Raw genomic sequence first — 24,698 nt, forward strand, 5'->3', positions numbered from 1 at the left:
GGTGAAATGGCAAGCGAAGACCCCCGGGCGCTGATCGACCGCGCGCCAATGTCGAGATTCCAGTGGGGCGTCGTCGCCGTGATGATCGGGCTCAACGCGCTGGATGGCTTCGACGTGCTTTCGATCAGCTTCGCGTCGCCCGGAATTGCCAAGGCTTGGGGGATCGACCGCGCCGCCTTGGGCCTCGTCCTCTCGATGGAATTGATCGGCATGGCGGTCGGCTCGCTGATCCTGGGCGGAGTGGCAGACCGCGCGGGGCGGCGCGCGACGATCCTCGGCTGTCTGGTGCTGATGACGATCGGGATGACGGGCGCGGCGACTTCGCGCGATTTGGTTACGCTCTCGGCATGGCGGGTGCTTACCGGACTCGGCATCGGAGGCATGCTGGCCGCGACCAACGCCGCAGTCGCCGAGGCCGCCAATGGCAAGCGCCGCGCGCTCGCGGTGGTGCTGATGGCAGGCGGCTATCCGATCGGCACGATCATCGGCGGATCGATCTCTGCGGTACTGCTGGGCATGTATGGCTGGCAATCCGTGTTTGTCTTCGGCGCGGTGGCGACAGCCTGCTTCATTCCACTGGTGTTGTTCTTTGCGCCTGAATCGATCTCGTTCCTGACGCATCGGCGCCCGGCGAATGCGCTCGAGCGCGTCAACAAGACGCTCGCGCGGATGGGGCACCCTCCCGTGGATGGGCTGCCCGAGCCCGAGGCGAAGCCGCGCGCCGCCGCAGCCGCCGAACTGTTCGCGCCCGGCATGGCGCGCGCCACATTGCTGCTAACCGTCGCTTATCTGATGCACATCATGACCTTCTACTTCATCCTGAAATGGATCCCGAAGATCGTCGTCGATATGGGTTTCGCGCCCGCCGCGGCTGCGGGCGTGCTGGTGTGGGCAAGCGTAGGCGGCGCTACCGGCTCGCTGCTGCTGGGATTGCTCACCGCGCGGGTGCGGCTGCTCGCGCTGACGATCGGCGCGATGATCGCGTCGGTCGCTTTGGTCATCGCGTTCGGCCGGGCGCAGACCGATCTGCGGGGTTTGTCGATGGTCGCAACGGCCGCGGGCTTCTTCACCAATGCCGGCGTGGTCGGGCTGTATGCGCTGCTCGCCCGCGTTTTCCCGACTCGGTTGCGCGCGACCGCGACCGGCTTCGTCATCGGTGTTGGGCGCGGCGGATCGGCGCTGGCGCCCGCACTGGCGGGGTTATTGTTCGCTGCGGGCTACATGCTCGACAGCGTCGCGATCCTTATGAGCTTTGGCTCGGCCATAGCGGCAATCGCGCTGTTCGGCATCCGGCGGCAAGCGGCCGCCACCGAGTAGTGGAGAGTGTCATGAGAAGGCATTCCAGGCGCTACTGCCATAGGAAAGGCTCTGAGATTTCGTAACGTCGCCCCAGCAAGGCGTCACACGCACCTACCCGGTATCCCTGCGGCCGCTCATGGCGCTGTCAAAGCGATTTCGGACGGCCGGACTTGGGTGCGCTGCCGTCGGCCCACTGAAGCTGGGCCGTTTGCCGTCAGGGCACTTTCAGGTGCGCGAGAGTAGGAATCCGGGGCATCCTCTCGATGTAGCGCGTTGACGGATATGCGTGACACCGGTAGCATTCGTTTGGCCTTACCAGTCGAGCGGGCCAGTGGGCCAAGCGGGCTGGAGGGATGTGAGGGGAAGCCGATCCTCGGTTTCGATGGCAGCCGGCGCGGTGCGAAAGCATTCCGCGACGGTGGCTGCGGCGATGTATGAGGGTGCAGGCGTGGGATATAAGGAAGTCGGGTTGATCGAAACACGGGAATCGGCGGAAGCCATCGCGCGGGCCTTTGTCGATGCGCGCCGCACGGGTGCGCCCTTGCCCGACTACCCCGGATCGGTGCCCCAATCGCTTGATGAGGCATATGGCATCCAGGCGTGCGCCATTGCCATGACGGACCAAAACATCGCGGGCTGGAAAGTCGGGCGCATCCCGGACGGTCTTGTCGCCGCCTTTGGCAGCGACCGCCTTGCCGGGCCGATCTTCGCGGGGAGCATCGTCGAAGCGCATTCGGGCGAAATTCCCGCCATGCCGATGTTCCCGGAAGGATTCGGAGCGGCGGAGGCCGAATATCTGCTGCGCCTGGGCGCTTTGCCGGGGAGCTTCGACCGCGAATGGACCAATGGGGACGTGGCCCGGTTCGTCGATGAGATCCGGGTGGGCATCGAAGTCGCCAGTTCGCCCTTTCCCGGCATCAACGACCATGGCCCCGCGGTCACCATTTCGGACTTCGGCAACAATAACGGGCTGGTGATCGGCGCGGATATCGCGCGCGGCGTGGAGTTTCACGATTGGCCGGTAGCTTTGGCGATCGACGGCGTAGTGGCGGGCAGGGGAACCGCGGCGGGGATGCTCGACGGGCCGTTCGGCGCAGTTCGTTTCCTCTTTGAGAGATCGCGCGATCACGGGCTTGCGCTTGCCGCAGGGCAATGGATATCGACGGGAGCGATAACCGGTGTACATCCGGTGCGCGTGGGCCAGGCGGTGGAAGCGCGCTTCGGGGATAGCTACGCGGTTGGATGCACGTTAAGGTAAGGCGATCTGGCCTGACCAAGAATCCGGTTTCAGCAAGAAAACTTGGGAGAGTAGCTAATGGCGAGCACGGGGGAGGCGGCTACCGCCCACGGCAAGGCAACGCCCGCGGGTCGGTCACGCTGGATGATCGTGGCGCTCCTCTTCGTGGCGACGACGATCAACTATATCGACCGCACCATGCTCGGCCTGCTCGCTCCCAGCCTGGGCAAGGAGATGCAGTGGAACGAGAATGACTATGGCAACATCGTCACCGCGTTTCAGGCCGCTTATGCGTGCGGCTTCCTGGTCATGGGCTGGCTGATCGACCGTTTCGGGCCGAAGATCGGCTATTCCATCGCCATCACGATCTGGACCATCGGCCATGTGGCGCATGGTTTCGCCGGTTCGGTCGTGTCTTTCATGGCTGCGCGGATCGTGCTGGGCGCGGGCGAGGCGGGGCATTTCCCCTCGGTGGTCCGCGCCAGCAGCGAGTGGTTCCCGCAAAAGGAGCGCGCTTATGCCATCGGCTGGGTGAACAGCGCGACGACGATCGGCGTGGTCCTGACCGCTCCAACCTTGTGGCTGTTCATGACCTGGCTTGGCCTGGGCTGGCGCGAAACCTTTATCTACACCGGCCTCTTCGGCGTCGTCCTGCTCGTGCTGTGGCTCCGCGTCTACAGCAACCCGCGCGAGCGCGGGAAAGTGAGCGAGGCCGAACTGGCCTGGATCGAACACGATCCACCCGAGCAGATCGAGCGGCTGGGCTGGGGCCGCATCGTCACCAAGCGCGAGGCATGGGCTTTTGCCATCGGCAAGTTCCTGACCGATCCGGTCTGGTTCCTGATGCTGTTCTGGCTACCCAAATATTTCGCCTCCACCTATAATGTGGACCTGAAAGTCGTCCTGCTGCCGATGATCATCATGTATCTGCTCTCCGACGTGGGCAGCATCGCGGGCGGCTGGCTGTCATCGAAGCTGATTCACAAGGGGTATACGGTCAATTTTGCGCGCAAGGTGACGATGCTCATCGCGGGCTGCTGCGTACTGCCCTTGCTGTTCGTCAGCGGCCTTCAGAACATGTGGCTCGCCATCGTGTTGATCGGGATTGCGCTTGCGGGGCATCAGGCTTTCTCGTCCAACATCCTTTCGATTCCGCCCGACATGTTTCCCAAGCGCGCGGTGGGTTCGGTGATCGGGCTGGGCGGCTTCATGGGCGGCGTGGGCGGAATGATCATGGCCAAGTCGACCGGCCTTGTGCTCGATGCGACAGCGGGTAATTACACGCTGATCTTCGCGGCCTGCACCACGGTCTATTTCATCGCGGTGCTCGCCATTCATCTGCTCAGCCCGCGCCTCGCGCCGGTAACCGTCTAAAGCGAGGTCCACGCCGCATGCCCCGCCCGCTAAAGCTCGATCCGGATCGGCTGTTTCCGCCCGAAGAGCGCATGCGGGGCATCGCGCGGGCACTATATGCCGAGGTCGCGGGGCTGCCGATTATCAGCCCGCACGGTCATACCGATCCGACCTGGTTTTCGACCAACGCCAATTGGTCCAATGCCACCGAGCTGCTGCTTTCGCCGGATCATTATCTGTACCGCATGCTCTATTCGCAGGGCGTGGCGCTGGACGATCTGTGCGTGCCCGACAAGCGCGGTATGCCCGCGACCGATCCGCGGAAGGCGTGGCGGACGTTCGCCGAGAATTTCCACCTGTTTCGCGGGACACCTTCGAGCATGTGGCTGTCCCATGTGTTTGACGAAGTGTTCGGCTTCGACGTTAGCCTCGATGCCTCCACCGCCGATTTCTATTACGACGGGATAAACGAGAAGCTGGCGAGCGAGGCGTTCAAGCCCCGGGCTTTGTTCGATCGCTTCGGCATCGAATTCCTCGCGACTACCGAAGGGCCGCAGGACGATCTGGCGCCGCATCACGAGATCCATTCCAGCGGCTGGAAGGGCAGGGTAGTCACGACCTATCGCCCCGATGCCGTGATCGATGTGGAGCATGAGCAATTTGCCGGGGCGATGCGCATCTTCGCCGACAAGACCGGCGAGGACGTCTATTCCTGGCAGGGCTATCTGGCGGCCCATCGCAAGCGCCGGGCCGATTTCCGGGCGGCGGGCGCCACGGCGACCGATCATGGGCATCCGACCGCGCTGACCGCCGATCTTTCGAAGGACGAGGCCGAGCGGCTGTTCCAGACGATCCTGACCGATGCGTGGACGCCGGCTGACGCCGAGCTGTTTCGCGCGCAGATGCTCACCGAAATGGCGGCGATGAGCGCCGAAGACGGCATGGTGATGCAGATCCATCCCGGCAGCTTCCGCAATCACAATGGCGGGCTTTTCGCGAGCCATGGGCGCGACAAGGGCGCCGACATCCCGATGCGCACCGATTACGTCCATGCGCTGAAGCCGCTGCTCGACCGCTTCGGCACCAGCGCGGATCTCTCGATCATTCTCTTCACGCTCGACGAGACGGTCTATGCACGCGAACTCGCGCCGCTTGCCGGCCATTATCCGTGCCTGAAGCTGGGCCCGAGCTGGTGGTTCCACGATTCGCCGGAGGGCATGCGCCGTTTCCGCGAGCAGGTCACCGAAACCGCGGGCTTCTACAATACCGTGGGCTTCAACGACGATACTCGCGCCTTCCTCTCGATCCCGGCGCGGCACGATGTGGCGCGGCGCGTCGATTGCGCCTTCCTTGCGCGCCTTGTAGCCGAGGGCCGGTTGCTCGATTGGGAAGCCGCCGAACTCGCTTACGAACTCACCAACGGCCTTGTCCGCAAGGCCTATAAGCTCGACCAGACCGTCACCGAACCGGCCGCGCAAGCGGCCTGACCCCTACCGGAGAATTCCATGTTCGATCGTACTTACTACGCCACGCACCCCGATATGATGGAGTGCGTCTCGAACGAGGAACTGCGCGACCGTTACCTGATCGACGGATTGTTCCGCGAGGGCGAATGCGTGCTTAACTACACGCATGCCGATCGCTTTGTTATCGGCGGCGTCGCGGTGGGCACCGGCAGCGTGAAGCTTCCGGACCAGACCGAGCCGGCATCGGCAGCGGGCCACCCGTTCCTCGAGCGCCGCGAACTGGCGATCGTCAACGTGAGCGGCGTGGAAGGCACGGTCGAAGTCGATGGGGACCGCTATACGCTGGGCAACAAGGACTGCCTTTATGTTACCATGGGCGCCAGGGAAGTGCTGTTCATGGGCGACGGCGCACGCTTCTACCTGGCCTCATGTCCGGCGCATAAGGCCTTCGAAACGCGCAAGCTTTCGATCGCCGACGCCAACAGGCTGGACCGTGGCAGCCTTGAGGAATCCAACGAGCGCGCGATCTACCAGCTCGTGATCCCCGGCGTGTGCGACAGCGCGCAGCTGGTGATGGGCCTGACGGTGCTCAAGCCCGGCAGCGTCTGGAACACCATGCCTCCGCACATTCATGAGCGCCGCAGCGAGATCTATTTCTACTTCGAGCTGGATGACACCGCGAAGGACCGCGTCTTCCATTATATGGGCGAGGGCGAAGCGACGCGGCATCTGGTGCTCAAAAACGAAGAGGCGGTGATCAGCCCCCCCTGGTCGATCCATATGGGTGCGGGGACCAAGGCCTATGCCTTCATCTGGGCAATGGCCGGCGAGAACCAGGACTATACCGACATGAACGTCCTCGACATCTGCCAGCTCGCCTGATGCCGGGACCTTTCGACCTGAGCGGCCGCGTGGCGGTCGTCACCGGCGCCAACACTGGCATCGGGCAGGGCATTGCGCTCGCGCTTGCAGCGGCGGGGGCGGATATCGCCGCCGTCGGCCGCACGCCCGCCGAGGAGACGGTCGAAAAGGTGCGCGCCCTGGGCCGTCGCGGAGAGATCGTCTCGGCCGATCTGTCTTCGATCGAGCCTGTGAACAGGGTTGTGGACGAGGCCGTGGAAAAGCTGGGCGGCATCCATATCCTGGTGAACAATGCGGGCATCATCCGCCGCAACGACAGCATCGACTTCACCGAGGACGATTGGGACGCGGTAGTCGATACCAATCTCAAATCGGTATTCTTCCTGTGCCAGGCGGCGGCGAAGAAGATGATCCCCCAGGGCCATGGCAAGATCATCAACATCGCATCGATGCTGACCTTTCAGGGCGGCGTACGCGTGGCGAGCTATACCGCATCCAAATCGGGCATCGGCGGCCTCACCAAGCTGCTCGCCAACGAATGGGCCGCCAGGGGCATCAACGTGAACGCGATCGCGCCCGGCTATATCGCCACAAACAACACCGCGGCGCTTCAGGCGGACGAACAGCGCAATCGCTCGATCATGGAACGCATCCCGGCAGGACGTTGGGGCGGGCCAGACGACATGGGCGGCGCGGCGGTGTTCCTGGCATCTTCGGCTTCCGACTATGTCCAGGGGCATATCCTTGCCGTGGACGGCGGCTGGCTGGCGCGATGACGGCAGTATTTTTCGGAGAGCTGATGCTTCGGCTCTCCCCGCCCGGGCGCGAACTGCTGTTGCAGACACCCAAGTTCGAAGTGAATGTCGCCGGCGCGGAAGCCAATGTCGCGACAGGTCTGGCCTGCCTGGGCCACAAGGTTCGCATGGTCAGCGCCGTGTCGGACAATCCGCTGGGCGCGGCCGCTATCGGCGAGTTGCGCCGACGCGGCGTCGATACATCGACCGTGGCCAGCGAGCCGGGGAGGCTTGGCCTCTATTTCCTGACCCCCGGAGCGGGGCTCCGCGCTTCCGAAGTCGTCTACGACCGCGCACATTCGGTTTTCGCTGAACGTGCTGCTCATGCATGGGATTGGGATGCCGCGCTGGAAGGGGCGACGCGGCTCCATCTATCGGGCATCACCCCGGCGCTCGGGCCTAATTCCGCTGCCGCCGCGATCGCCGCCGCCGAAGCCGCCACCGCGCGCGGCGTGCCGGTATCGTTCGACGGCAACTATCGCGCGCGGCTCTGGGAAGCGTGGGACAGCGACCCGAAATCGGTGCTGACCACGCTGATCGGCCATGCCGACATCCTATTCGGCAACCACCGCGATATCTCTCTGCTGCTTGGCAGCGCCTTTTCGGGCGACGGATCGGACCGGCGCCGCGAAGCCGCCGAAGCTGCCTTCGCCGCGTTCCCCAAGCTGCGGATGATCGCCTCGACCGCGCGCCACGTAGTGGACGCCGACAGTCACCGGGTCGCCGCCCGGATCGATACGCGCGCGGGTGCGCATCAGACCGAAGAGGCGCTGATCGCGGGCATCGTCGATCGGATCGGGGCGGGCGATGCTTTCGCGGCGGGCGTGCTGCACGGATTGATCGAGACGGGGGATGCCGCCGCCGCCGCGCAAGCGGGACTGGCGCTTACGGCCCTCAAGCATTCACTGCCCGGCGACGCCAGCCTTTTCACGCGCGCCGATCTGGCGGCGTTCGAGGAGGGCGGGCTCGACGTTCGCAGATAACGACCGGAGGCGAACCATCGTCCCGCAGGAGGGGGTTGACCATGGCGGAGAAAAGCTCAGCGGATGACCCGGGTTTGCCGCATCGCGATGTCGGCAAGGTGCGCGAGATCTATGCGATCGACGCCGTATTCGAGCGCGAGCTCGGCGAGGTATGGACCTTCCTCGAAGCACATATCGCAGGGGTGGCTCGCGACTTGCTGGAGCGGCGGGCGGGAGGCGCAGTCTCGGACGATTTGGTCGCCAGCCGAGTCGAATATGCCCGCGCCAAGCTGGCCCGCCCCATCGATCAGGCATGGGTGGATGCCATCGTCGCCGAGGCTGACAGGATATCGAGCAACAATCTGGATTTTTCGACAGTCGCCGCCTCCATGCTGGTCGCCCAGACGCGTATTCACGCGCTGTTCTTCGAGCTTACCCGGGATCCCGCCCAACTGGAGCGGCTCACACGAGGTACGCAAAAGCTAGCCGTGATCGAATTCGAGATCATCGTCAGCCGCTTGCGCGCGATCTCGCGCGTCCGCAATCAGGAGGAAATCCAGCGCCAGGCCGCTGCCGCCCGTAGCGAGTTGCGCGACGCAATTACCGGCACGGCCCGCGCCAGCCGTGAGGTCGCGCGCTTCACCGGGCAGACGGCGGCCGAGCTCCAGTCGCTTCGCGCGCCCGCCACCGAAGTCGCGGCGGCGGCGGACCAGGCGGCCTTGGCAATGGGAGCCTCGGCGGAAAGCGCTGGAGCCCTGATCGAAGTCTATGACCGTGCGCGAGACGATGCGCAGGCGGCGGCCGAAGTCGCCGACCGAGCCGATGCCATCGCGATGCAGGGGGCGGAGAACGCCGCGAAGCTGGCGGATCACACTGCGCAGATCGAGTCGGTCATTACGCTGATCGCCGGGATCGCGACCCAAACCAAGCTGCTCGCGCTCAACGCCAGCATCGAAGCGGCGCGGGCGGGAGAAAGCGGGCGAGGCTTTGCCGTTGTCGCGCAGGAAGTCCGTAGCCTGGCGGAGCAGGCGGCGTCCGCGACCGGCGGCATCACCGCCACGATTCGCCAGGCGCAGGAGGCCGGCAGCGTGGTCGCGCAGACCAATCAGGCGATTCTCGGGGTGGTATCCGAGCTGCTGGCGCGAGTCCGCGACATATCGGGGGCGATGGAGAGCCAGGTCGCCACCGTCGCCGGGATCCTTGCCTCGATTGATCAGACGGCGGTCTCCTCGCGCGAAATCGCGAGCCTGATCTCCACGATGAGCGCGCGCATCGGCGGCCTCGCCAGCGATGCCGAGGCGGCAGGGCGCGATGCCGCCGCCGCCGGCGAGGCGCTACAGCGCATCGAGGATGCGGCGGGTCAGTTCATGAGCGGCGTGACCGGGTGACGCCGGTATCTCGCCGTTCTGTGGTGGCGGGCGGCATGGCGCTAGCGGCGGCTCCGCTCCAGGCGCGCGGGCTCCAGGCAAGCCCAGTGGCCGACGCGCCCGCAGGACGCTTTCAGGGCCAAAGCGAAGGTGGCGTGGCGGCCTTCAAGGGCATCCGCTACGGTCGCGCCGAACGTTTCCGCGCCCCCCTTGCCATCCCGCGCGCCACTGGAACGGTTCGCGCCGATGCGTTCGGCCCGCTTGCGCCCCAGCGCGGCTATGCCGAGGCAAAGTCCGAGGACTGCCTGTTCCTCAATATCTGGACGGGTGCCGGGCCCAAGGCGAAGCGCCCAGTGATGGTCTATTTCCATGGCGGCGCTTATTCGAACGGCAGCGTCACCGACGATTGGACGCATGGCGGAAAGCTCGCGGTTGCCGAGGATGTCGTCGTCGTCACGGTCAACCATCGGCTCAACGCATTCGGCTATCTTTATCTCGCGCGGATGGACCCGCGCTTCGCCGACAGCGGCAATCTGGGCCAACTCGACCTGATTCTGGCGCTTCAATGGATCAAGGCGAATATCGCGGCATTTGGCGGCGATCCGAGCCGGGTCTTCGTATTCGGCCAATCGGGTGGCGGAGCGAAGATCGCCACGCTGATGGGCATACCTGCGGCCAGGGGCCTGTTCCATTCGGCGGCGACGATGAGCGGGCAGCAAGTCACTGCCTCCGGACCGCTCAATGCGCACAAGCGCGCGCAAGCCTATCTTGCCAGGCTAGGCGTCAAGGATGACAATCTCCAGCCGCTCCTGGAAATGCCGATGGAGCGGCTGATCGAGGCGACCGACGCGACCGATCCGATTCTGGGTGGCGGAGTCTATTTCGGGCCGGTGCTCGACATGAAATGGCTCACGCGCCATCCCTTTTGGCCCAACGCCAATCCGCAATCCAACCATATTCCGATGATTTTGGGCAACACGCGTGACGAGACGCGCGCGTTCGTGCCGTTGGAGCGCCTCAAAGGGCTGAGCTGGGACAATCTGGCCGCGCGCATTGCGCCCGAATTGCGCGTGGACCTGCTGCCCGAATGGATCGTCAGCGAATATCGCGCGCATTTTCCGGCCGCCACGCCCGAGCAGATCTTTTACCGCGCCACCACCGCGGGCCGCAGTTGGCCGGGCCAGGTGATCGAGGCGGATGCCCGCGCCGCGGCCGGCGCCAGGGCGACCTGGGTCTATCAGTTCGACTTTCAATCCCCGCTAAGGCCCGAGCGTGGCGCGCCGCATACGGGAGACATTCCGTTCGTGTTCGGCACCCTCGATGCCGAGCAATCGATCAGCGGAACCGGGCCGCCGGCGCAAAGGCTGAGCCGGCACATGATGCGCGCCTTCGCATCGCTGGCGCGCACGGGGAGGGCCGGATGGGCGCCCTATGCGCTGCCCGGCCGTGCGACGATGGTCTTCGATGTGAGTAGCCGCGTGATCGCCGATCCGCGCAAATGGGAGCGCGAGCTGTTTGCCCGCGTGCCCTATATCCAGCCGGGCAGTTGAGCGATGATTGTCTCCGAGACAGTATCATGATGGCCCGCAAGCCATTATAGCGGGCGGCATGCAACGCACCGGCAAGCCCACGATCAACGATGTCGCGCGGATCGCCGGCGTTTCCAAGAAGACCGTCAGCCGCGTGATCAATCGCTCGCCGCTGCTGAATGCGGAGACGCGGGCCAAGGTCGAGGAAGTGATAGCCAACCTTGGCTATGTCCCCAATGTCCAGGCGCGCGCGCTGGCGCTGAGGCGTAATTTCCTGATCGGGCTGATCCACGACAATCCCAACGCCCAGATGGTGATGAACGTGCAGGCCGGACTGCTGGAGGCGATGCGCGAGACCGAGTTCGAGTTGATCGTCCGCCCGATCGATCGCGGATCATCGACGATGCTGGCCGATGTGCGCACGTTCCTTGAGCGCCAGCGCCCGCACGGGGTGATGATCCTGCCGCCTATATCCGAAAACGACATGCTGGCGACGCTCTGTACCGATCTGGGGATTCGCTATGTGCGGATGGGATCGGCGACTCTCGACACGCCCGAGCATATGGTCGCTTCGAACGATTGCGAAGTGGTGACGGCGGCGATCAACCATCTGATTTCGCTGGGGCACCGCCGGATCGGATTGATTGCCGGGCCGCACGGATTCCGCTCGGCGCGCGAACGGCGCAAGGGTTTCGAGGAGGCGCTCGCCGCCGCTGGCATCAAGCTCCCGCGCAGCCTGATCGCGGACGGCAATTATACTTTCGATACCGGGCTGGCTGCTGCCGATCGCTTGCTCGACCTGTCTCCCCGGCCAACCGCGATCTTCGCTTCGAACGACGAGATGGGGGCGGCCACTCTCCACGCGGCGCGGCGGCGCGGAATGACCGTGCCGGACGACCTTTCGATCATCGGCTTCGACGACACTGCGATCTCCCGCCACATCTGGCCACCGATGACCACGGTGCACTGGCCGATCATATCGATGGCGCGCTCGGCCGCGCTAAAGCTGCTGGCCGACTATTTCGGCGACGACCTGGCAAGCGAAGAGCCGTCGCTCTTCCCCTCCACGCTGATCCACCGCGCCTCGGTCTCGCCGCCGCGGGCGTGACGCGACCCTCCGCCTACGGCCTTGTCGAGCCGGCCAGGGCAGCGGCTTGGGGCCTGGGGCTGGGGCTTGGGGCAGGCGCTATAATCTATGTCGTGTCGTCCAATTCGTTCCCGACGCGCATTCACGTATTGTCGGGGGGAGGAGGCTGACGAACGGGCTAATGGTCAGGGTTGCGCCGATGATGTCCCTCGGCACGATGCTGCACTGAACCTTCTGCTATTTCCCCTTGTCGCGTCCGTAGCGATCCGGTTGGACCACGACCCCGGCCTGGTGTGGAATTGCAGTAAGATAGACGATATAGACCGGAACTGCTTGATGCAGGTCAACGCGCTCCTCGGTGCCAGCCCAGCCTGCGAACAGGCTTCTCCCGAAAAGCCACTCCCCGAAGCGCGCGGCGTCCTCCAGGCGTACGCAGCCCGAGCTGAGCCTGCGATCGTCGCGGGTGAAGGCGGCCTTATCCGGCGTATCATGGAGATAGATGCCGAGCCGGTTTGGCAGCATGAACTTGACCTGCCCCATCATGTTGTCGGGACCCGGCAATTGACGCATCCGCAACTTCTGGCGCCCTTGCGCGACGGCGGCCCAGTCGATTTCGAGCGGATCGAGGATGCGGGCGGTTGGGCTCCAGTCTGTAAGTAGCTCGAGACGTTCGCGTTCGATAATACCTGGCCCGTTGCGGACCACTTCAGCCGCCCTTGCGCGGACCAGATCGGGCGGCAGGTTCCAATAGGGGTTGCGCACCGCAAAGCGGATCAGCCCGGCGAGCTGGGGCGTCGGCAGCCGCTGCTTGCCGACGATTACGCGCATCATGTCGCGCGGCTCGCCGTCCTCGTACATCCACAGGCGCGCCGACGCGGTATCGACCAGAGCATAGCGGCGCCCGGGATCGGCCGGGAGTGCGCGGAGCCGGTCCATGTTCGCCAGAAGCAGGCGTTCGTAGCTGGTGCCCGCTAGTGTCGACGGATTCGCGCCGAGCGTGCGATAGGCGGCCAGGGCCGCGCGAAGCCCCTCGTACAGCGGGTGCATGCGTTGCACTCGTTCAAGATGGGCCGAGAGCGAAGGCGCGGCCGCGGCGGCCGCAAGGACTGCGGCGGGCCGAGTTTCCGGCGCCAGCGCCGCATCGACATAGGTCATCCGCGAGCCCGGGCTTGGCGTGCGGAGGTCGCGGACATAGTCGGCAAAGGCCTGAGCCAGCGCCACGTCGCGCTCGGCGGCGCTGACAGGGTCGGTGGGGAGCGTTCTCAGGCGGTCGATTCCGTAGCTTGCGGGATCGAGCCCGTCGGCACCCGCGGCGGCCAAGGTCTGGATGATGCGTTCGGGTGCACCCGCAGTCCACATGGGCCGGTACGAACGCTCGCGGTATACACTTGCGAGGCCGGGGTGTTTCGCGACAACGCTCGCGATGTTGGCCTCAACACTGCCCGCCCTAAGCGAGGCCCTGAGCGTGGTGGTCGTCGCCGCAGGCGTATCGCCGCTGAAGCCGATCAGCGCCGCGACCGCCAAGCTGGTAACAACGAGCCCGGCCAGTCCCGAGGGCTTGGCCGAACTCGTCATTGTTGCGCCGTCCGATAGGAGTGGAGGTGCGGCGCTGTCGGGTGCAGGCTTCTGGCTCAGCCGCGCTCTCCGGCCTCGGCCACGCCCGCGCCCGTCGTGCCGCCGGTGCCGGCATCGCCCCCCTGGCCCGACATCGAACCGCTGCCCGTGGTGCCGCTGCCCGTGCCGGTCTGGCCAGAACTCATCGAGCCGCTGCCGGTAGTGCCGTTGCCCGTGGACCCGTTCATCGAGCCGCTCCCACTAGTGCCGCCGTTGCTCATCGAACCGCTGCCTGTGGTGCCGGTCGAGGAACCGGAGCCAGTCGAACTCTGCGCTATTGCGATGCCGCCCGCAGCGAGCAGGCCCAGCGCGCCGGCCATTGCAAGTTTGCCGAACATAGATTAGTCTCCTTAAAGTATCTGAGGGAGTGGTTAAACGAGTACTAATCTTTGGTGTTCCTTCGTTCATCTTAAATTCAAACTACACGCCAAGATATGTTAAAGTAATTGTTTCACATTCGATCTGACCGGGGGGTCTGTCCTTGAAACCACTGCTGTTGCCGCTGGCCGTATTGCTCCTGACAGGGGCCGCCACGCCGGATCGCCATCCGCTCCGTGTCGCGATCATCGACAGCGGCGTCGCGCAAACGGCGGAGCTCGAGCCTCTGCTCGTGGCCGAATACGACATGGCGACCAATCCCGCCCGGCCCGCCTTTCATCCGCGCTTCGATCATGGAACCATGGTAGCCACGATCCTTGCCCGCGCGGTTCACCGCGATGTTGGCATCATCTCGCTACGTATCGACGATCCCGCGGGCTGCCCGCCGGGGGCCAACCCACCATGCCAGCCCAGCGCCGCGCCGGTGATTGCAGCGATCCGCCGCGCGATTGGCCTGGGCGTGGATGCGATCAACATCTCGCTCGCGCTCGACAAGGACCCGCAGATCACCGCGGCAATCCGCGATGCGGCGGCGAAGGGCATTCGCGTAGTAATGGCTGCGGGCAATGAGGGGTTGGGGCGCCCTGGCAATCTGGGCCCGGCGCGAGCAGCCTATCCAAACGCGGTTCTGGTGGGCGCGCTCGACGCGGCGGGGAAACCGTGGAGCGGCACCAATCGGCCCGAGCCAGGAAAACAGCGCTATAATTATGCCTGGCAGTTGGGTGTTAAGGTGCCTACGGCGGCGGCGGACGGCCGCGCTGTCACGGGAACCGGAACCTCGTTCGCCGCACCGATCGAAACCGCACGCCTTCTCGATGGCCGCGCGCCAGCGATACGCTGAAGACCATGTGACGGCTATGGTGCGCTAGGCTGAGGCGTCCGCGGAGAAGCGGCGGATCATCTCCATCAGCAGCCGCTCTCCGCCGCCGCCCGGCATTTGCTGCGCCAGCCCGATAAGGCGATCGAAGGGGACTGCATCTGGGGAGAACGCGAGCGCCCAGCCGCTGAATTGGGCGTTGGCCGTGGCGCCCGAGGAGATGGTGCGGATATCTGTGCCGGTTGTCAGCCAGGATGCTCACCATGACCATCCCGACGCTTTCACGTGGGCGCCGGTGAAAACCAGTGCACCGATAATCCCCCAGTCCTTCGTTTCTTCTGTTCGAATGTGATACGATTTGCCGAATGGCGACGTCAGCTTCATCCTCGGGCAGAACGCTCCGACTGGCGTAGAGCCATGACGCAAGGGATTGCCTATCTTCCACTAGCCACGACCTTCGCCCCGGCGTGTGTAGGCGTCAACTTCAGCAAGGTGCGTGTAGGCCGGGCGGGCTGATCCAAGCGGTCAGCGCGCGCTCAGACCGGCCATAGTCGGCGGCCGATAATCCACCATGTTCGCCAGTTGCCGGGGATCGGAGAGCTGGATAACGCCGCTACGGAACTCGATCAGGCGCTCGCGGCGCATCGACTGCAGGGTACGGTTCACATGAACGCTGGTCAGCCCGAGGGCATCGGCAAGCGCTTCTTGCGTAAGCGGCATCGGAAATGCGTCGGCTTCAGCCAGTCCGGCCAGTTCGAGGCGGTCGTACATCTCGAGCATCCAGTCGATCAGGCGCTCATGGGCGCTCAGCCGTCCGATCCGCGCGATCTGGCGCAACATATATTGCTCTTCGAGCGCGGCACTCATGGCATAGGCTTCGGCCAATCCGGCGCCCACGCGACCGCTGCGCGGCTGCGGGGCCCGGCACAGCAGGACGGGCGTCAGCGCAGTGACCGTCGCAGCAGCCCGGGGCTGGTTTTGCTGACCGACCCCCAGGCGATCGCCCGGCAATATGAAGCTGAGAATCTGGCGGCGGCCATCGGAGAAGTGGCGGATCCGGCCCATCCACCCCTCTAGCAGGATATGCGGCTCGCCGGCCGGCGCGCCTTCCGCAACCAGTTCACGATGGGCCGGCAGCCGCTGCGGAAAGGACGCGGCCTGGCGAACGGCCCGCAGTTCGTCGTCATCGAGGCGCGCCAGCCTGGAGAGGCGAAGTTCAGCGGCACGCGCGGATTGGGCTGAATCGAGTCTGGGCTTCATCTTTGTTGAACGCGCAATCGGCATTTTCGGGTCCGTCAAATTCTGCTGATGGGCTTGTTTTCGTTGGAGGATATCAGCGGGAACTCGATCTCGCAAAACAGTCCGCCCGGCCGCAATTCAAACAGGGTCGTGGCGTCGAGCTGATATGGCAAGGCCTGCTCGATGAATTCGCGCCCGAATCCGCGCCGCGCCGGCTTGGCCACAAGCGCGGGAACCCCGCTTTCGCTCCACTCGAAACGCAGGCCTCGCTTGGAAACGGACCAGGTCGCCGCGATGCGCGCTCTTCCGCTTTCGATCGATAACGCACCGAACTTGAGCGAATTGGTGACGAGTTCATGCACTGCCAGCCCAAGCAGCCGAGCCGCATCGAGGGCCAGCCGCGTCTCGGGCCCTTCGACCTCGATCCGATCGTCATCGCCGAAACGAAATGCAAATAGCTCGTCGCGCACCAGTTGCTCGAAATCGGTAGTGGCATGGGGCTCGGCCGAGGGGAAGAATTGGTGGCGGGCGATCGCTTCCAGCCTGCCGCGGAAATGATCGGCGACATGTTCCAACGATCCGCCGGCTTCGACCGTGCGGGAGAAGATCGAGCGGACAATGGCGAGTGTGTTGCGCACGCGATGTTGCAGCTCCCCGCGCAGCACGGCCTCGCGATCACGCGATGCCTGAAGCTCCGCCATCAGCGTTTCGTTGCCAGCCGAGGCGCTTTGTCGGGGATTGTCCGCCCGTGGCAATCTTTTATCCATCCGTCGAAAATCCCCTTCGCCGGAGCGATGGTGCACCAAGAACGCGGGAACCATCGTTCTCGTGCCAGAGTGAGCAGAAAAAATCCGGCGGGCAAGCGCATCGCGGCGCGCGATCGCCAGTGGACGCTGGATGCCGCCGCGCGTAGCAAGCGATTGGATGTGCCGCCCCCGCGGCGGAGAGATGCGATGGCCGAGAAAATAGCCCCCGATCCCGAGTTCGAAGCGCTCCTGCGCCACATCCAGGAAAGCCGCGGCCTCGACTTTCGCGGCTATAAGCGCACGAGCCTGAGGCGGCGGATCAACCTGCGGATGGAGGCGATCGGCGCCGACGATTTCGCGGCATATCGCGCGCATCTGGAGGCACAGCCCGGCGAGTTCGAGGACCTGCTCAACACGGTGCTGATCAACGTGACATCGTTTTTCCGCGACCCGGACGCCTGGGAAGTGCTGAAGACCCAGGTAATTCCCGCGCTGCTCGCCAATGGCGAGGACGACCGCACGATCCGCGTGTGGAGCGTCGGCTGCGCTTCCGGCGAGGAGCCCTATTCCATCGCAATGCTTCTCGCCGAGCAGATGGGCGTCCAGGAATTCTGCCGCCGCGTGAAGATCTACGCGACCGACCTGGACGAGGAAGCGCTCAAGATCGCCCGCCTCGCCACCTATAGCCCGCGTGAAGTGGAGAGCGTGCCGCCCGAGCTGCTCGAGAAATATTTCGAGCGCACCAATAACCATTATGTCTTCGAGCGTGAGCTGAGGAAGTGCGTGATCTTCGGCCGGCACAATGTCGTCCATGACGCGCCGATCAGCCGGATCGACTTGCTGACGTGCCGCAATCTGCTGATCTATCTCGAAGCCGAGACCCAGGGCGTCGTGCTCCCGCGCCTCCATTACGCGCTCAACCGCGATGGCTATCTGTTCCTTGGCAAGGCCGAGACCCAGCTCGCGCGATCGGCGCTGTTCCGCCCCGTGGAGATGAAGCACCGCATCTTTGCGAAGGTGCCGCAGGAATGGCGCCGCCCGCTCGGCAGCTTCGCCGCGGCGCGCACTGCCCGGCGGGAGCCGATCGCCGCCGACCTTCGGCTGCTCGATGCCGTGGTCAACGAATCCGGCACCGCGCTGCTCGTGGTGGACGACGCCGGTTCGGTCGCGCTCGCCAACACGCCGGCGCGGCACCTGCTTGGCGTGGGGGAAGCCGATCTCGGCCGCCCGTTCCAGGATCTGCCCATCTCCTATCGACCGATGGAGCTGCGCGGCCCGATCGACGAAACCTTCCGCAATCGCCGCGGTATCCGGCTCGAGGATCAGGAATACCGCCTCAACCAGACTGAGGTGATGCGCCTCACCATCGATATCCGCCCGCTCCAGCGCCCCGACGGCAGTGTCCATGCGGTGCTGCTGGTCTTCACCGACTATACCCGCATGCACGCGCTCCAGCGCGAGCTGGAAGCGTCGCAGGAAAATCTCGAACAGTCGATCGAGGAGCTGCAATCGGCGAACGAAGAGCTGGAGACCACCAACGAGGAGCTTCAGTCGACCAACGAAGAGCTGGAGACCACCAACGAGGAGCTGCAATCGACCAACGAGGAGCTGGAAACGCTCAACGAGGAGGCGCGCTCGTCGAACGAAGAGATGGAATCGGTCAACGAGGAATTGCGCATCCAGGCCGAGCAGGCATCGAGCTACCGCCTCTATCTGGAATCGGTGCTCCGCGCGATGAACGGCGGGATCATCGTTCTCGACCAGAAGCATTCGATCCAGAGCTGGAACCGCTGGAGCGAGAACACCTGGGGCCTGCGCGCCGAGGAAGTCGTCGGCACCAGCTTCGAAGCGCTCGACATCGGATTGCCGGTGCACAAGCTTCGCGAGATCATGTCCGCGGTGCAGAACGGCCGGGAGGAGCTGGCCGAGAAGGTGCTCGAAGGCGTGGACCGCCGCGGGCGGCGCATCCTGTGCCGAATCCGGATCTCGGCGTTGCGGGACGAGAATTCGGACGGCCACGGACTCGTCCTGGTGCTCCAGGATTTGAGCGACGAGCGATCGAGCGAGGAATATGTCCGCTATCTCGGCCGCGTGATGGGGCAGGCGCTCAACGAGATCTATTTTCTCGATCCCGCGACCCTGCGCTTCACGCTGACCAACGAAGGCGCGCAGAAGAAGCTTGGCTATAGCGCCGGCCAGCTCACCCAGATGACGTTCCCGGATGTGGTCCCGGGCATCGCGGCGGACGACGTACGGGAGCTCATCGATCCGCTGCTGCGCGGAGAAGTGAAGGAAATCGTGTTCGAGACGATGATCGCCGCCGCCGATGGCCGCGAATATCCCGCCGAGATCTGCATGCAGTATTTCGCCGATGAAGTGCCACCGATCCTGGTCGCCGTAGTCCATGACACCAGCGACCGCCAACAGCTTTCCAATGCGGCATGAACACGAGCAGAACCGTCATCCAACCCACTGTTAAGCGAAGCCTTTGTAAAAGGCAGGCACCTTATGGGAGCTCGCGATGGTGCAGAGTGCCGATCAATTGCTGCGCTGGACGCTGGCCGCACTGCCCGCGTTGGAATGCCGCATAGCGCGAACCGCCGCGGCTATCGCCCATTCCCGCAAGCTCCTCGGCTCGATGGAATAGGCGTTTTTCCCATCGCGCACTGAATTCGCAACGGTTGCGCCGACCGATCCTACCCTTCGCCGTCGCTCACGGGCTTGCGCAAGCTCGCCATCGCCTCCTCCAGCACGGCGACAAGCTGCTCCGAATCCTTCGATGCCTCCTTCCACCTCCTGGTGGCGAGGGTGAGCCCGCGCGCCACCGCGCTGTCGCTCATCTGCCCGAATAGCCGGATGCGATCGCGGTGAGTGCGCACCGCGATGCCAAGCGCGCGCTCCAGCTCGTCATTCTGCGCGGCGGCGAGCCCCAGCGGCGTGTAGGCATGGCCCACCTGGCAGCGGAAGCGGATTTCGTCCTCCGCCTTGATCTGGTTGAGCACGCCTCCGCAATCGGGGCAGGAGATGTGGCTGGGTTGGCCCGGCGTGATGATTTCTGGTTCCATGACGGCGAACTCCTGTGCGGCGATCTGATCCTCGACCCGATATTCCTGGGGCAGGGGCAGGCTAGGGCCGGCTTCCTCTCGCACCAACTGCATCAACAGCGCCGGAAGATCGGCCAGCGGCAGGGCCTGATCGACGTGATCGCGCTTCAATGCATTGCGCGGCATGGAGGGCCATTCGGCATCGTCCGGGTGCTGGACGACCGATGTGCCGCCCGCCGCCTTGATCGCGATCAGCCCATCGGTGCCGTCGTCGAGCAGGCCGGTCAGCACCACGCCGATCACACGGGCGCCATAATGCAGCGCCGCCGAGCGGAACAATGCGTTCACCGCGGGCCGAGTGCGGTTTTCAACCGGTCCGCGCCGCATCAGCACCTTGCCGTCGCGCAACAGCAGATGGCGGTCCGGCGCGGCGACATAGATGTGCCCCGGCTCGATCGTCTGCCCATCGACAGGCGCCAGCGCGCGGAGCGGGCCGACGCGGTCGAGCAGTTGCGGCAGCACGCTGCGAGCCGAAGGCGACAGATGCTGTGCGATGAAGATCGGGGCCGGAAAATCGGCGGGGAGAGCTGCGCACAGACGCTGGAGCGCATCGACTCCTCCGGCGGATGCGCCGACCACGATGATGTCCTTCAGCGCCATGAGCTACTCCTTACCCCGCCGTAACGATCCTTCCGGTGCAAGGATGCGAGGGTCTTGATATATTTTAGCACCGATTCGCGATGATCTGCGTTAGTCCGCTGACGAACAGGGAAATAATGAGCGAACCAGCGGGAACATCGGCAAGACTCGCCGCCGAATTAATCGACGAGAACGAGCAGCTTCGCGCGGCGCTCGAAACCGCGCTCGAAGAAAACACCGCCCTGGTGGAAGATCGCGATCGCTTGCTTCGCCGCGTGAGCGAGCTTGCGCGCCAATTGCAGGACAGCAAATCCTTCTCGCGTCATACTGTCGATGCGGGGAAGGAAATCGACGCGGCCGCATCGCGCCAGAGCCAGACCGAAGAGGAACTTCGCGTCGCCTTCGAGGAACTTCAGGTGCTTACCGAAGAACTCGAAGTGGCGAACACCAGCCTGCACCAGACGAACCAGGAGCTCGATCTCCGCGTCGAGGAGCGGACCCGAGAGATCCGCGAGATCAATGCCAGCCTGCGTTCCGCCGAAGCCTCGTTCCGCACGGTCGCCGATCTGGTCCCTGATCTGCTCTGGCGCGCCGACCGGCGCGGCGAGGCGACCTGGTTCAACCAGCGCTGGTTCGATTTCACTGGGCAGGGCGGCGACGAACCCCTCGGTTTCGGATGGCTGGAGGCGATTCATCCCGAAGACCGTGCGCTGTCGCGGACGTCCTGGTCGGCGGCCGTGAGCAGCGGCAAGCCCTATCAGCACGAGCATCGGCTGTGCGATTCGGCGGGCAACTATCGCTGGTTCCTGATGCGCGCCGAGCCGCTGCGCGACGAAGGCGGCAGGATTCTGCTGTGGTTCGCGGCCGGCACCGACATCCACGACCAGCGCATGGCGATGGAAGCGCTCCAGCAGAGCGAAGTGCGCTTCCGCACGCTGATCGAGGGCATGCCCCAATTGGTGTGGCGCGCCGTCGAGGCCGGCAAATGGACGTGGTGCAGCCCGCAATGGACCGAATATACCGGCCAGAGCGAAGAGGCCGCGCGCGACATGGGCTGGCTCCGCTCTTTCCATCCCGACGATCGCGAGACTGCGCGCGCTGCCTGGAAGCTGGCGCAGGACAGTGGCGCGCTCGAAATCGAAGGGCGGATATTCCATGCGGCCGAGGAGCGTTACCGGCATTTTCGCACGCGCGCGGAACCGGTGCGGGACGAGCAAGGCCAGATCGCCGAATGGCTCGGCACCTCAACCGATGTCGATGATATCCTCCAGCTTCAGCAGCAGCAGGGGGTGCTTGTCGGCGAGCTTCAGCACCGCACGCGCAACTTGATGGCGATCGTCCAGTCTGTGACGATGCGAACGCTCAGGGGGGCGGAGACGCTGGAGGATTTCAAACGCTGCATCGATGACCGGCTCCAGACATTGGCGCGGGTCCAGGGGCTGTTGTCGCGGCGCGAGGGCGGCCTGCGGGTAGCCTTCGACGCCCTGATCCGCGAAGAGCTTTCCACGCACGTCGAGCTGGATGGCACGGGCAATGGCCAGCAGGTTTCGTTGCGCGGGCCGGGGGGCGTGGGGCTCCGCTCGGCAACGGTCCAGACGCTGGCGCTCGCGCTGCACGAGCTGGCCACCAACGCCGTGAAATATGGAGCGCTTTCGGAACGCCAGGGACATCTGCGCGTCGAATGGGGCCTGAAAGACGAAGGAGCCGCCGAGCGCGCGCTGTGGATCGACTGGCGCGAGAGTGGCGTAGCTGATATACCCGGAGCAGATGAAGGCCCGCGCGGTGGCGGCTATGGCCGCGAGTTGATTGAGCGTGCGCTGCCCTATCAGCTGGGCGCACGCACCAGCTATGCTTTCGAGGCCGACGGCGTGCATTGCACGATCGAAGTGGCCGTGCCGTCCGAAGACATCCAGATGGAGAAGTCCGATGCCTGAGCAGAGCCTGCGGGGATGCCGCATCCTTATCGTCGAGGACGAATATCTGCTGGCGGACGACTTGTCCTATGCGCTCAGCGAAGCGGGCGCGCAGGTGCTGGGCCCGATCGCCAGCGTCGAGGACGCGCAGACTTTCATTGCCGGCGGAGATCCGATCGACGCCGCGGTGCTCGACGTGAACCTGCGCGGCGACCTGATCTTTCCGGTAGCCGAGGCGCTGCAGGATCGCGGAGTGCCCTTCGCCTTCGCCACCGGCTATGACCAATGGGCGCTGCCGACGCGTTTCGCCGACGTGCCGCGCGTGGAGAAGCCCTTCAAGAGCCACAAGGTCGCCGCTGTGCTGGGCCCGCTCCTCACGGCCTGCTCGAACGACGCGCTTCAGCGCCCATAGATGCGATCGAGCACCTCGGCGGATGCTGCGAATTGCTCGGCTTGGCGGTCGAAGCCGGGCGATAGGGCGAGTTGCCTGGCCCAGGCGGCAGCGGCGCGCGCACCCCATTCGTCAGGCGGCGCGGTCAGGCGCTCGGTCGAGGTTCCGGAAAAGCGATCGGCGGTGAAGTCGTAAAAGGAGCCGCTCACATTGCGGAGCGCCGCGCCGCCCTCGCTGCCATGGAATACCGCCTCGATCTGGGCTTCGACCCCTGCATGCAACCGCCAGGAGCAGGCTAGCCGGACCTGGGCGCCGCCGGCTTCGAACGCGGCGGTAGCGTAATCCTCGACCTGCCCGTGACCAAGCGGCGCACCCTGGGCGAGGAGCGATGCGGAGACCTTGCGCACCTTGGGGAAGTCGAGGGTCCACAGCGCCAGATCCACCAGATGCACGCCCAGGTCGATCACGCAGCCGCCGCCCGAAAGCGCCGGATCGTAGAACCACGGTTTGTCCGGCCCGTATGCGTTGTGGAAGACCAGATCGATCGCGAAAATCCGCCCCAGGGCGCCCGAACGAACCAACTCTGCGATCGCCTGCATTCCCTCGGTATGCCGATAGGAAAGATCGACTCCCAGCAGCCTGTTGGCCGCGCGCGCCGCGCCGATCGCCGCGCGGACTTCGTCGGCGCTGCGGCCCAGCGGTTTCTGGCAGAACACCGCCGCGCCGCTGACCAGCGCGCGCACCGTCTGCTCCGCGTGCATAGCGCTGGGGGTGGCGATGACCACGCCGTCGAGGCCGAGCTGGAGCATGGCGGCGAGATCGGGCACTTCGCGCGCATCCGGCGCGATGCCCTTGGCTGCGGCAAGGCATTCGTCCGATGGATCGCAAATCGCCGCGGCCTCGATCGCGCCGGTGGCGAGCATTGCCTGCATTCGGTGCCGCCCGATCCAGCCGGTGCCGAGGAACCCCACGCGCGGCTTCATGCGAGCATCACCAGCGCCTTGACGAAATTGCCCGGCTTGTCGCGCGTCGCGTCGAGCCCCTCGCCAAGCCGTTCGAGCGGGTAACGGTGCGTGTAGAGCGGCGCCGGATCCAGCCCGCCGCTGGCGACCGCATCGATCGCCTCGCGCAGCCCCTGCATCTGCACCGCCGGATCGCGCTCGTGCGCGTTGATCACGTCGATCCCCTTCCAGTTCCAGTTCTGCATATTGACCTGACGCGGCCCATCCTGGTGATAGCCGGCCACCACCAGCCTGCCGCCGAAGCCCACCAGCTCGCCCGCGAGATCGAGCGGCCATTGCTTGCCGACCGCCTCGATCACGCGCTCGCACATCGCGTCCCCGGTGAGCGCCTTGACCTGCTCGATGATCGCCCAATGGTCATGCATCGGGATCGTCTCGGCAGCCCCGTAAGAGCGTGCCAGATCGAGCGATTCCTGCCGCCGCGAGATCGCGATCACTCGGGCGCCTGCGTCGGCGGCGAGCCTGGTCAGCACCGCGCCGAGGAAGCCGATGCCGATGATCGCTACCGTCTGCCCCGCTCGAATATCGCTGCGGCGTAAGATGTTGAACGCGCATCCCAGCGGCTCACCCGGGAACGGCTTGCCGTCGAGCTCGGGCGGAAGCTTTGCCACCATGTCGGCGCGGGCGACGTCCCGTTCGGCGAAGCTGCGATACGAAAGCGCGGCAACACGGTCGCCAAGAGCCAGGCCCGTGACCTCCGGACCCACCGCATCTATAATGCCCCAGCCTTCATGCCCGAGTCCGCCGGCCTCGCCGGGATAGGTCATCCATTCCTGCCCGGCCCACGGCTCCAGATTGGAGGCGCAGATGCCGCATCCTTCAAGCCGGATACGCACTTCGCCCGGCCCCGGCTCGGGCACCGGGGCCTGAGCGATCCGCATCTCACCCGGCCCGGCCAGCACCGCCGCGCGCATCGAGGATGATTTCGTGGAAACCAATG

22 protein-coding genes are annotated in these 24,698 nt (G+C 65.1%); 15 read left to right on the forward strand and 7 right to left on the reverse strand.

The genetic code is table 11. From position 1 onward, the window contains the following. The first annotated feature begins 6 nt into the window (after nucleotides 1-6). From VF617_RS15950 to VF617_RS15995, 10 genes are all read left to right on the forward strand, one after another. Entirely contained in the window at nucleotides 7-1,317 is a 1,311-nt protein-coding gene (locus VF617_RS15950) for an MFS transporter (RefSeq protein WP_331015892.1), read from the forward strand. 412 nt (nucleotides 1,318-1,729) lie between these two features. Next, nucleotides 1,730-2,557 (forward strand): 2-keto-4-pentenoate hydratase, encoded by an 828-nt coding sequence (locus VF617_RS15955; protein WP_414714076.1) that lies wholly within the window; start codon nucleotides 1,730-1,732, stop codon nucleotides 2,555-2,557. 57 nt (nucleotides 2,558-2,614) lie between these two features. Beyond that, nucleotides 2,615-3,910, forward strand: a complete 1,296-nt coding sequence (locus VF617_RS15960) for an MFS transporter (protein ID WP_331015894.1) — start codon at nucleotides 2,615-2,617, stop codon at nucleotides 3,908-3,910. Nucleotides 3,911-3,927: 17 nt separating this feature from the next. After that, entirely contained in the window at nucleotides 3,928-5,376 is a 1,449-nt protein-coding gene (uxaC, locus tag VF617_RS15965) for a glucuronate isomerase (protein WP_331015895.1), read from the forward strand. 18 nt (nucleotides 5,377-5,394) lie between these two features. Beyond that, complete coding sequence (kduI, locus tag VF617_RS15970) at nucleotides 5,395-6,237, forward strand: 5-dehydro-4-deoxy-D-glucuronate isomerase (RefSeq protein ID WP_331015896.1); 843 nt, start codon at nucleotides 5,395-5,397, stop codon at nucleotides 6,235-6,237. Then, entirely contained in the window at nucleotides 6,237-6,992 is a 756-nt protein-coding gene (kduD, locus tag VF617_RS15975; RefSeq protein WP_331015897.1) for a 2-dehydro-3-deoxy-D-gluconate 5-dehydrogenase KduD, read from the forward strand. The genes kduI and kduD overlap by 1 nt, the downstream gene beginning before the upstream one ends. After that, complete coding sequence (locus tag VF617_RS15980) at nucleotides 6,989-7,993, forward strand: sugar kinase (protein WP_331015898.1); 1,005 nt, start codon at nucleotides 6,989-6,991, stop codon at nucleotides 7,991-7,993. The genes kduD and VF617_RS15980 overlap by 4 nt, the downstream gene beginning before the upstream one ends. 41 nt (nucleotides 7,994-8,034) lie before the next feature. Further along, a complete protein-coding gene (locus tag VF617_RS15985) occupies nucleotides 8,035-9,360 on the forward strand; it encodes a methyl-accepting chemotaxis protein (RefSeq protein WP_331015899.1) in 1,326 nt (441 codons plus the stop codon). Between the two features lie 35 nt (nucleotides 9,361-9,395). Beyond that, nucleotides 9,396-10,889, forward strand: a complete 1,494-nt coding sequence (locus tag VF617_RS15990) for a carboxylesterase/lipase family protein (protein WP_331015900.1) — start codon at nucleotides 9,396-9,398, stop codon at nucleotides 10,887-10,889. 58 nt (nucleotides 10,890-10,947) lie between these two features. After that, nucleotides 10,948-11,976, forward strand: a complete 1,029-nt coding sequence (locus tag VF617_RS15995) for a LacI family DNA-binding transcriptional regulator (RefSeq protein ID WP_331015901.1) — start codon at nucleotides 10,948-10,950, stop codon at nucleotides 11,974-11,976. A 216-nt stretch (nucleotides 11,977-12,192) separates the two neighbouring features. Here the strand turns inward: VF617_RS15995 and VF617_RS16000 are convergent, their stop codons facing one another. Further along, complete coding sequence (locus VF617_RS16000; protein WP_331015902.1) at nucleotides 12,193-13,530, reverse strand: L,D-transpeptidase family protein; 1,338 nt, start codon at nucleotides 13,528-13,530, stop codon at nucleotides 12,193-12,195. A gap of 56 nt (nucleotides 13,531-13,586) precedes the next feature. After that, nucleotides 13,587-13,907, reverse strand: coding sequence for a hypothetical protein (locus VF617_RS16005; protein WP_331015903.1), 321 nt, complete (start codon nucleotides 13,905-13,907; stop codon nucleotides 13,587-13,589). 143 nt (nucleotides 13,908-14,050) lie between these two features. Between VF617_RS16005 and VF617_RS16010 the strand changes: the two genes are divergently transcribed. After that, nucleotides 14,051-14,788 (forward strand): S8/S53 family peptidase, encoded by a 738-nt coding sequence (locus VF617_RS16010; RefSeq protein WP_331015904.1) that lies wholly within the window; start codon nucleotides 14,051-14,053, stop codon nucleotides 14,786-14,788. Nucleotides 14,789-15,289: 501 nt separating this feature from the next. Here VF617_RS16010 and VF617_RS16015 read toward each other — a convergent pair. Further along, nucleotides 15,290-16,024 carry a Crp/Fnr family transcriptional regulator gene (locus VF617_RS16015; RefSeq protein WP_331015905.1) on the reverse strand — a complete coding sequence of 245 codons (735 nt, stop codon included), beginning with the start codon at nucleotides 16,022-16,024 and terminating at the stop codon, nucleotides 15,290-15,292. A gap of 35 nt (nucleotides 16,025-16,059) precedes the next feature. Continuing rightward, nucleotides 16,060-16,704 (reverse strand): sensor histidine kinase, encoded by a 645-nt coding sequence (locus VF617_RS16020; RefSeq protein WP_331015906.1) that lies wholly within the window; start codon nucleotides 16,702-16,704, stop codon nucleotides 16,060-16,062. Nucleotides 16,705-16,956: 252 nt separating this feature from the next. Between VF617_RS16020 and VF617_RS16025 the strand changes: the two genes are divergently transcribed. Both VF617_RS16025 and VF617_RS16030 read left to right on the forward strand, forming a co-directional pair. Further along, nucleotides 16,957-19,194, forward strand: coding sequence for a CheR family methyltransferase (locus VF617_RS16025; protein WP_331015907.1), 2,238 nt, complete (start codon nucleotides 16,957-16,959; stop codon nucleotides 19,192-19,194). A gap of 76 nt (nucleotides 19,195-19,270) precedes the next feature. After that, complete coding sequence (locus VF617_RS16030) at nucleotides 19,271-19,396, forward strand: hypothetical protein (RefSeq protein ID WP_331015908.1); 126 nt, start codon at nucleotides 19,271-19,273, stop codon at nucleotides 19,394-19,396. Nucleotides 19,397-19,445: 49 nt separating this feature from the next. Here VF617_RS16030 and VF617_RS16035 read toward each other — a convergent pair whose 3' ends face one another. Beyond that, nucleotides 19,446-20,453 carry a chemotaxis protein CheB gene (locus tag VF617_RS16035; RefSeq protein WP_331015909.1) on the reverse strand — a complete coding sequence of 336 codons (1,008 nt, stop codon included), beginning with the start codon at nucleotides 20,451-20,453 and terminating at the stop codon, nucleotides 19,446-19,448. Nucleotides 20,454-20,569: 116 nt separating this feature from the next. Here VF617_RS16035 and VF617_RS16040 point away from each other — a divergent pair, with 116 nt between their 5' ends. Next, on the forward strand, nucleotides 20,570-22,366 hold the full coding sequence (locus VF617_RS16040) for a PAS domain-containing protein (RefSeq protein ID WP_331015910.1): 1,797 nt from the start codon (nucleotides 20,570-20,572) through the stop codon (nucleotides 22,364-22,366). Continuing rightward, complete coding sequence (locus VF617_RS16045) at nucleotides 22,359-22,757, forward strand: response regulator (RefSeq protein ID WP_331015911.1); 399 nt, start codon at nucleotides 22,359-22,361, stop codon at nucleotides 22,755-22,757. The genes VF617_RS16040 and VF617_RS16045 overlap by 8 nt, the downstream gene beginning before the upstream one ends. Here VF617_RS16045 and VF617_RS16050 read toward each other — a convergent pair. Together VF617_RS16050 and VF617_RS16055 are read right to left on the reverse strand one after the other, a co-directional pair. Then, nucleotides 22,745-23,719, reverse strand: a complete 975-nt coding sequence (locus tag VF617_RS16050; RefSeq protein ID WP_331015912.1) for a Gfo/Idh/MocA family oxidoreductase — start codon at nucleotides 23,717-23,719, stop codon at nucleotides 22,745-22,747. The genes VF617_RS16045 and VF617_RS16050 overlap by 13 nt on opposite strands. Further along, nucleotides 23,716-24,696 (reverse strand): MDR/zinc-dependent alcohol dehydrogenase-like family protein, encoded by a 981-nt coding sequence (locus VF617_RS16055; RefSeq protein ID WP_331015913.1) that lies wholly within the window; start codon nucleotides 24,694-24,696, stop codon nucleotides 23,716-23,718. Before VF617_RS16055 ends, VF617_RS16050 begins: the two co-directional genes overlap by 4 nt. Nucleotides 24,697-24,698: the final 2 nt, after the last annotated feature.

This window comes from Sphingomonas sp. (assembly GCF_036388215.1).
GTDB lineage: Bacteria > Pseudomonadota > Alphaproteobacteria > Sphingomonadales > Sphingomonadaceae > Sphingomonas.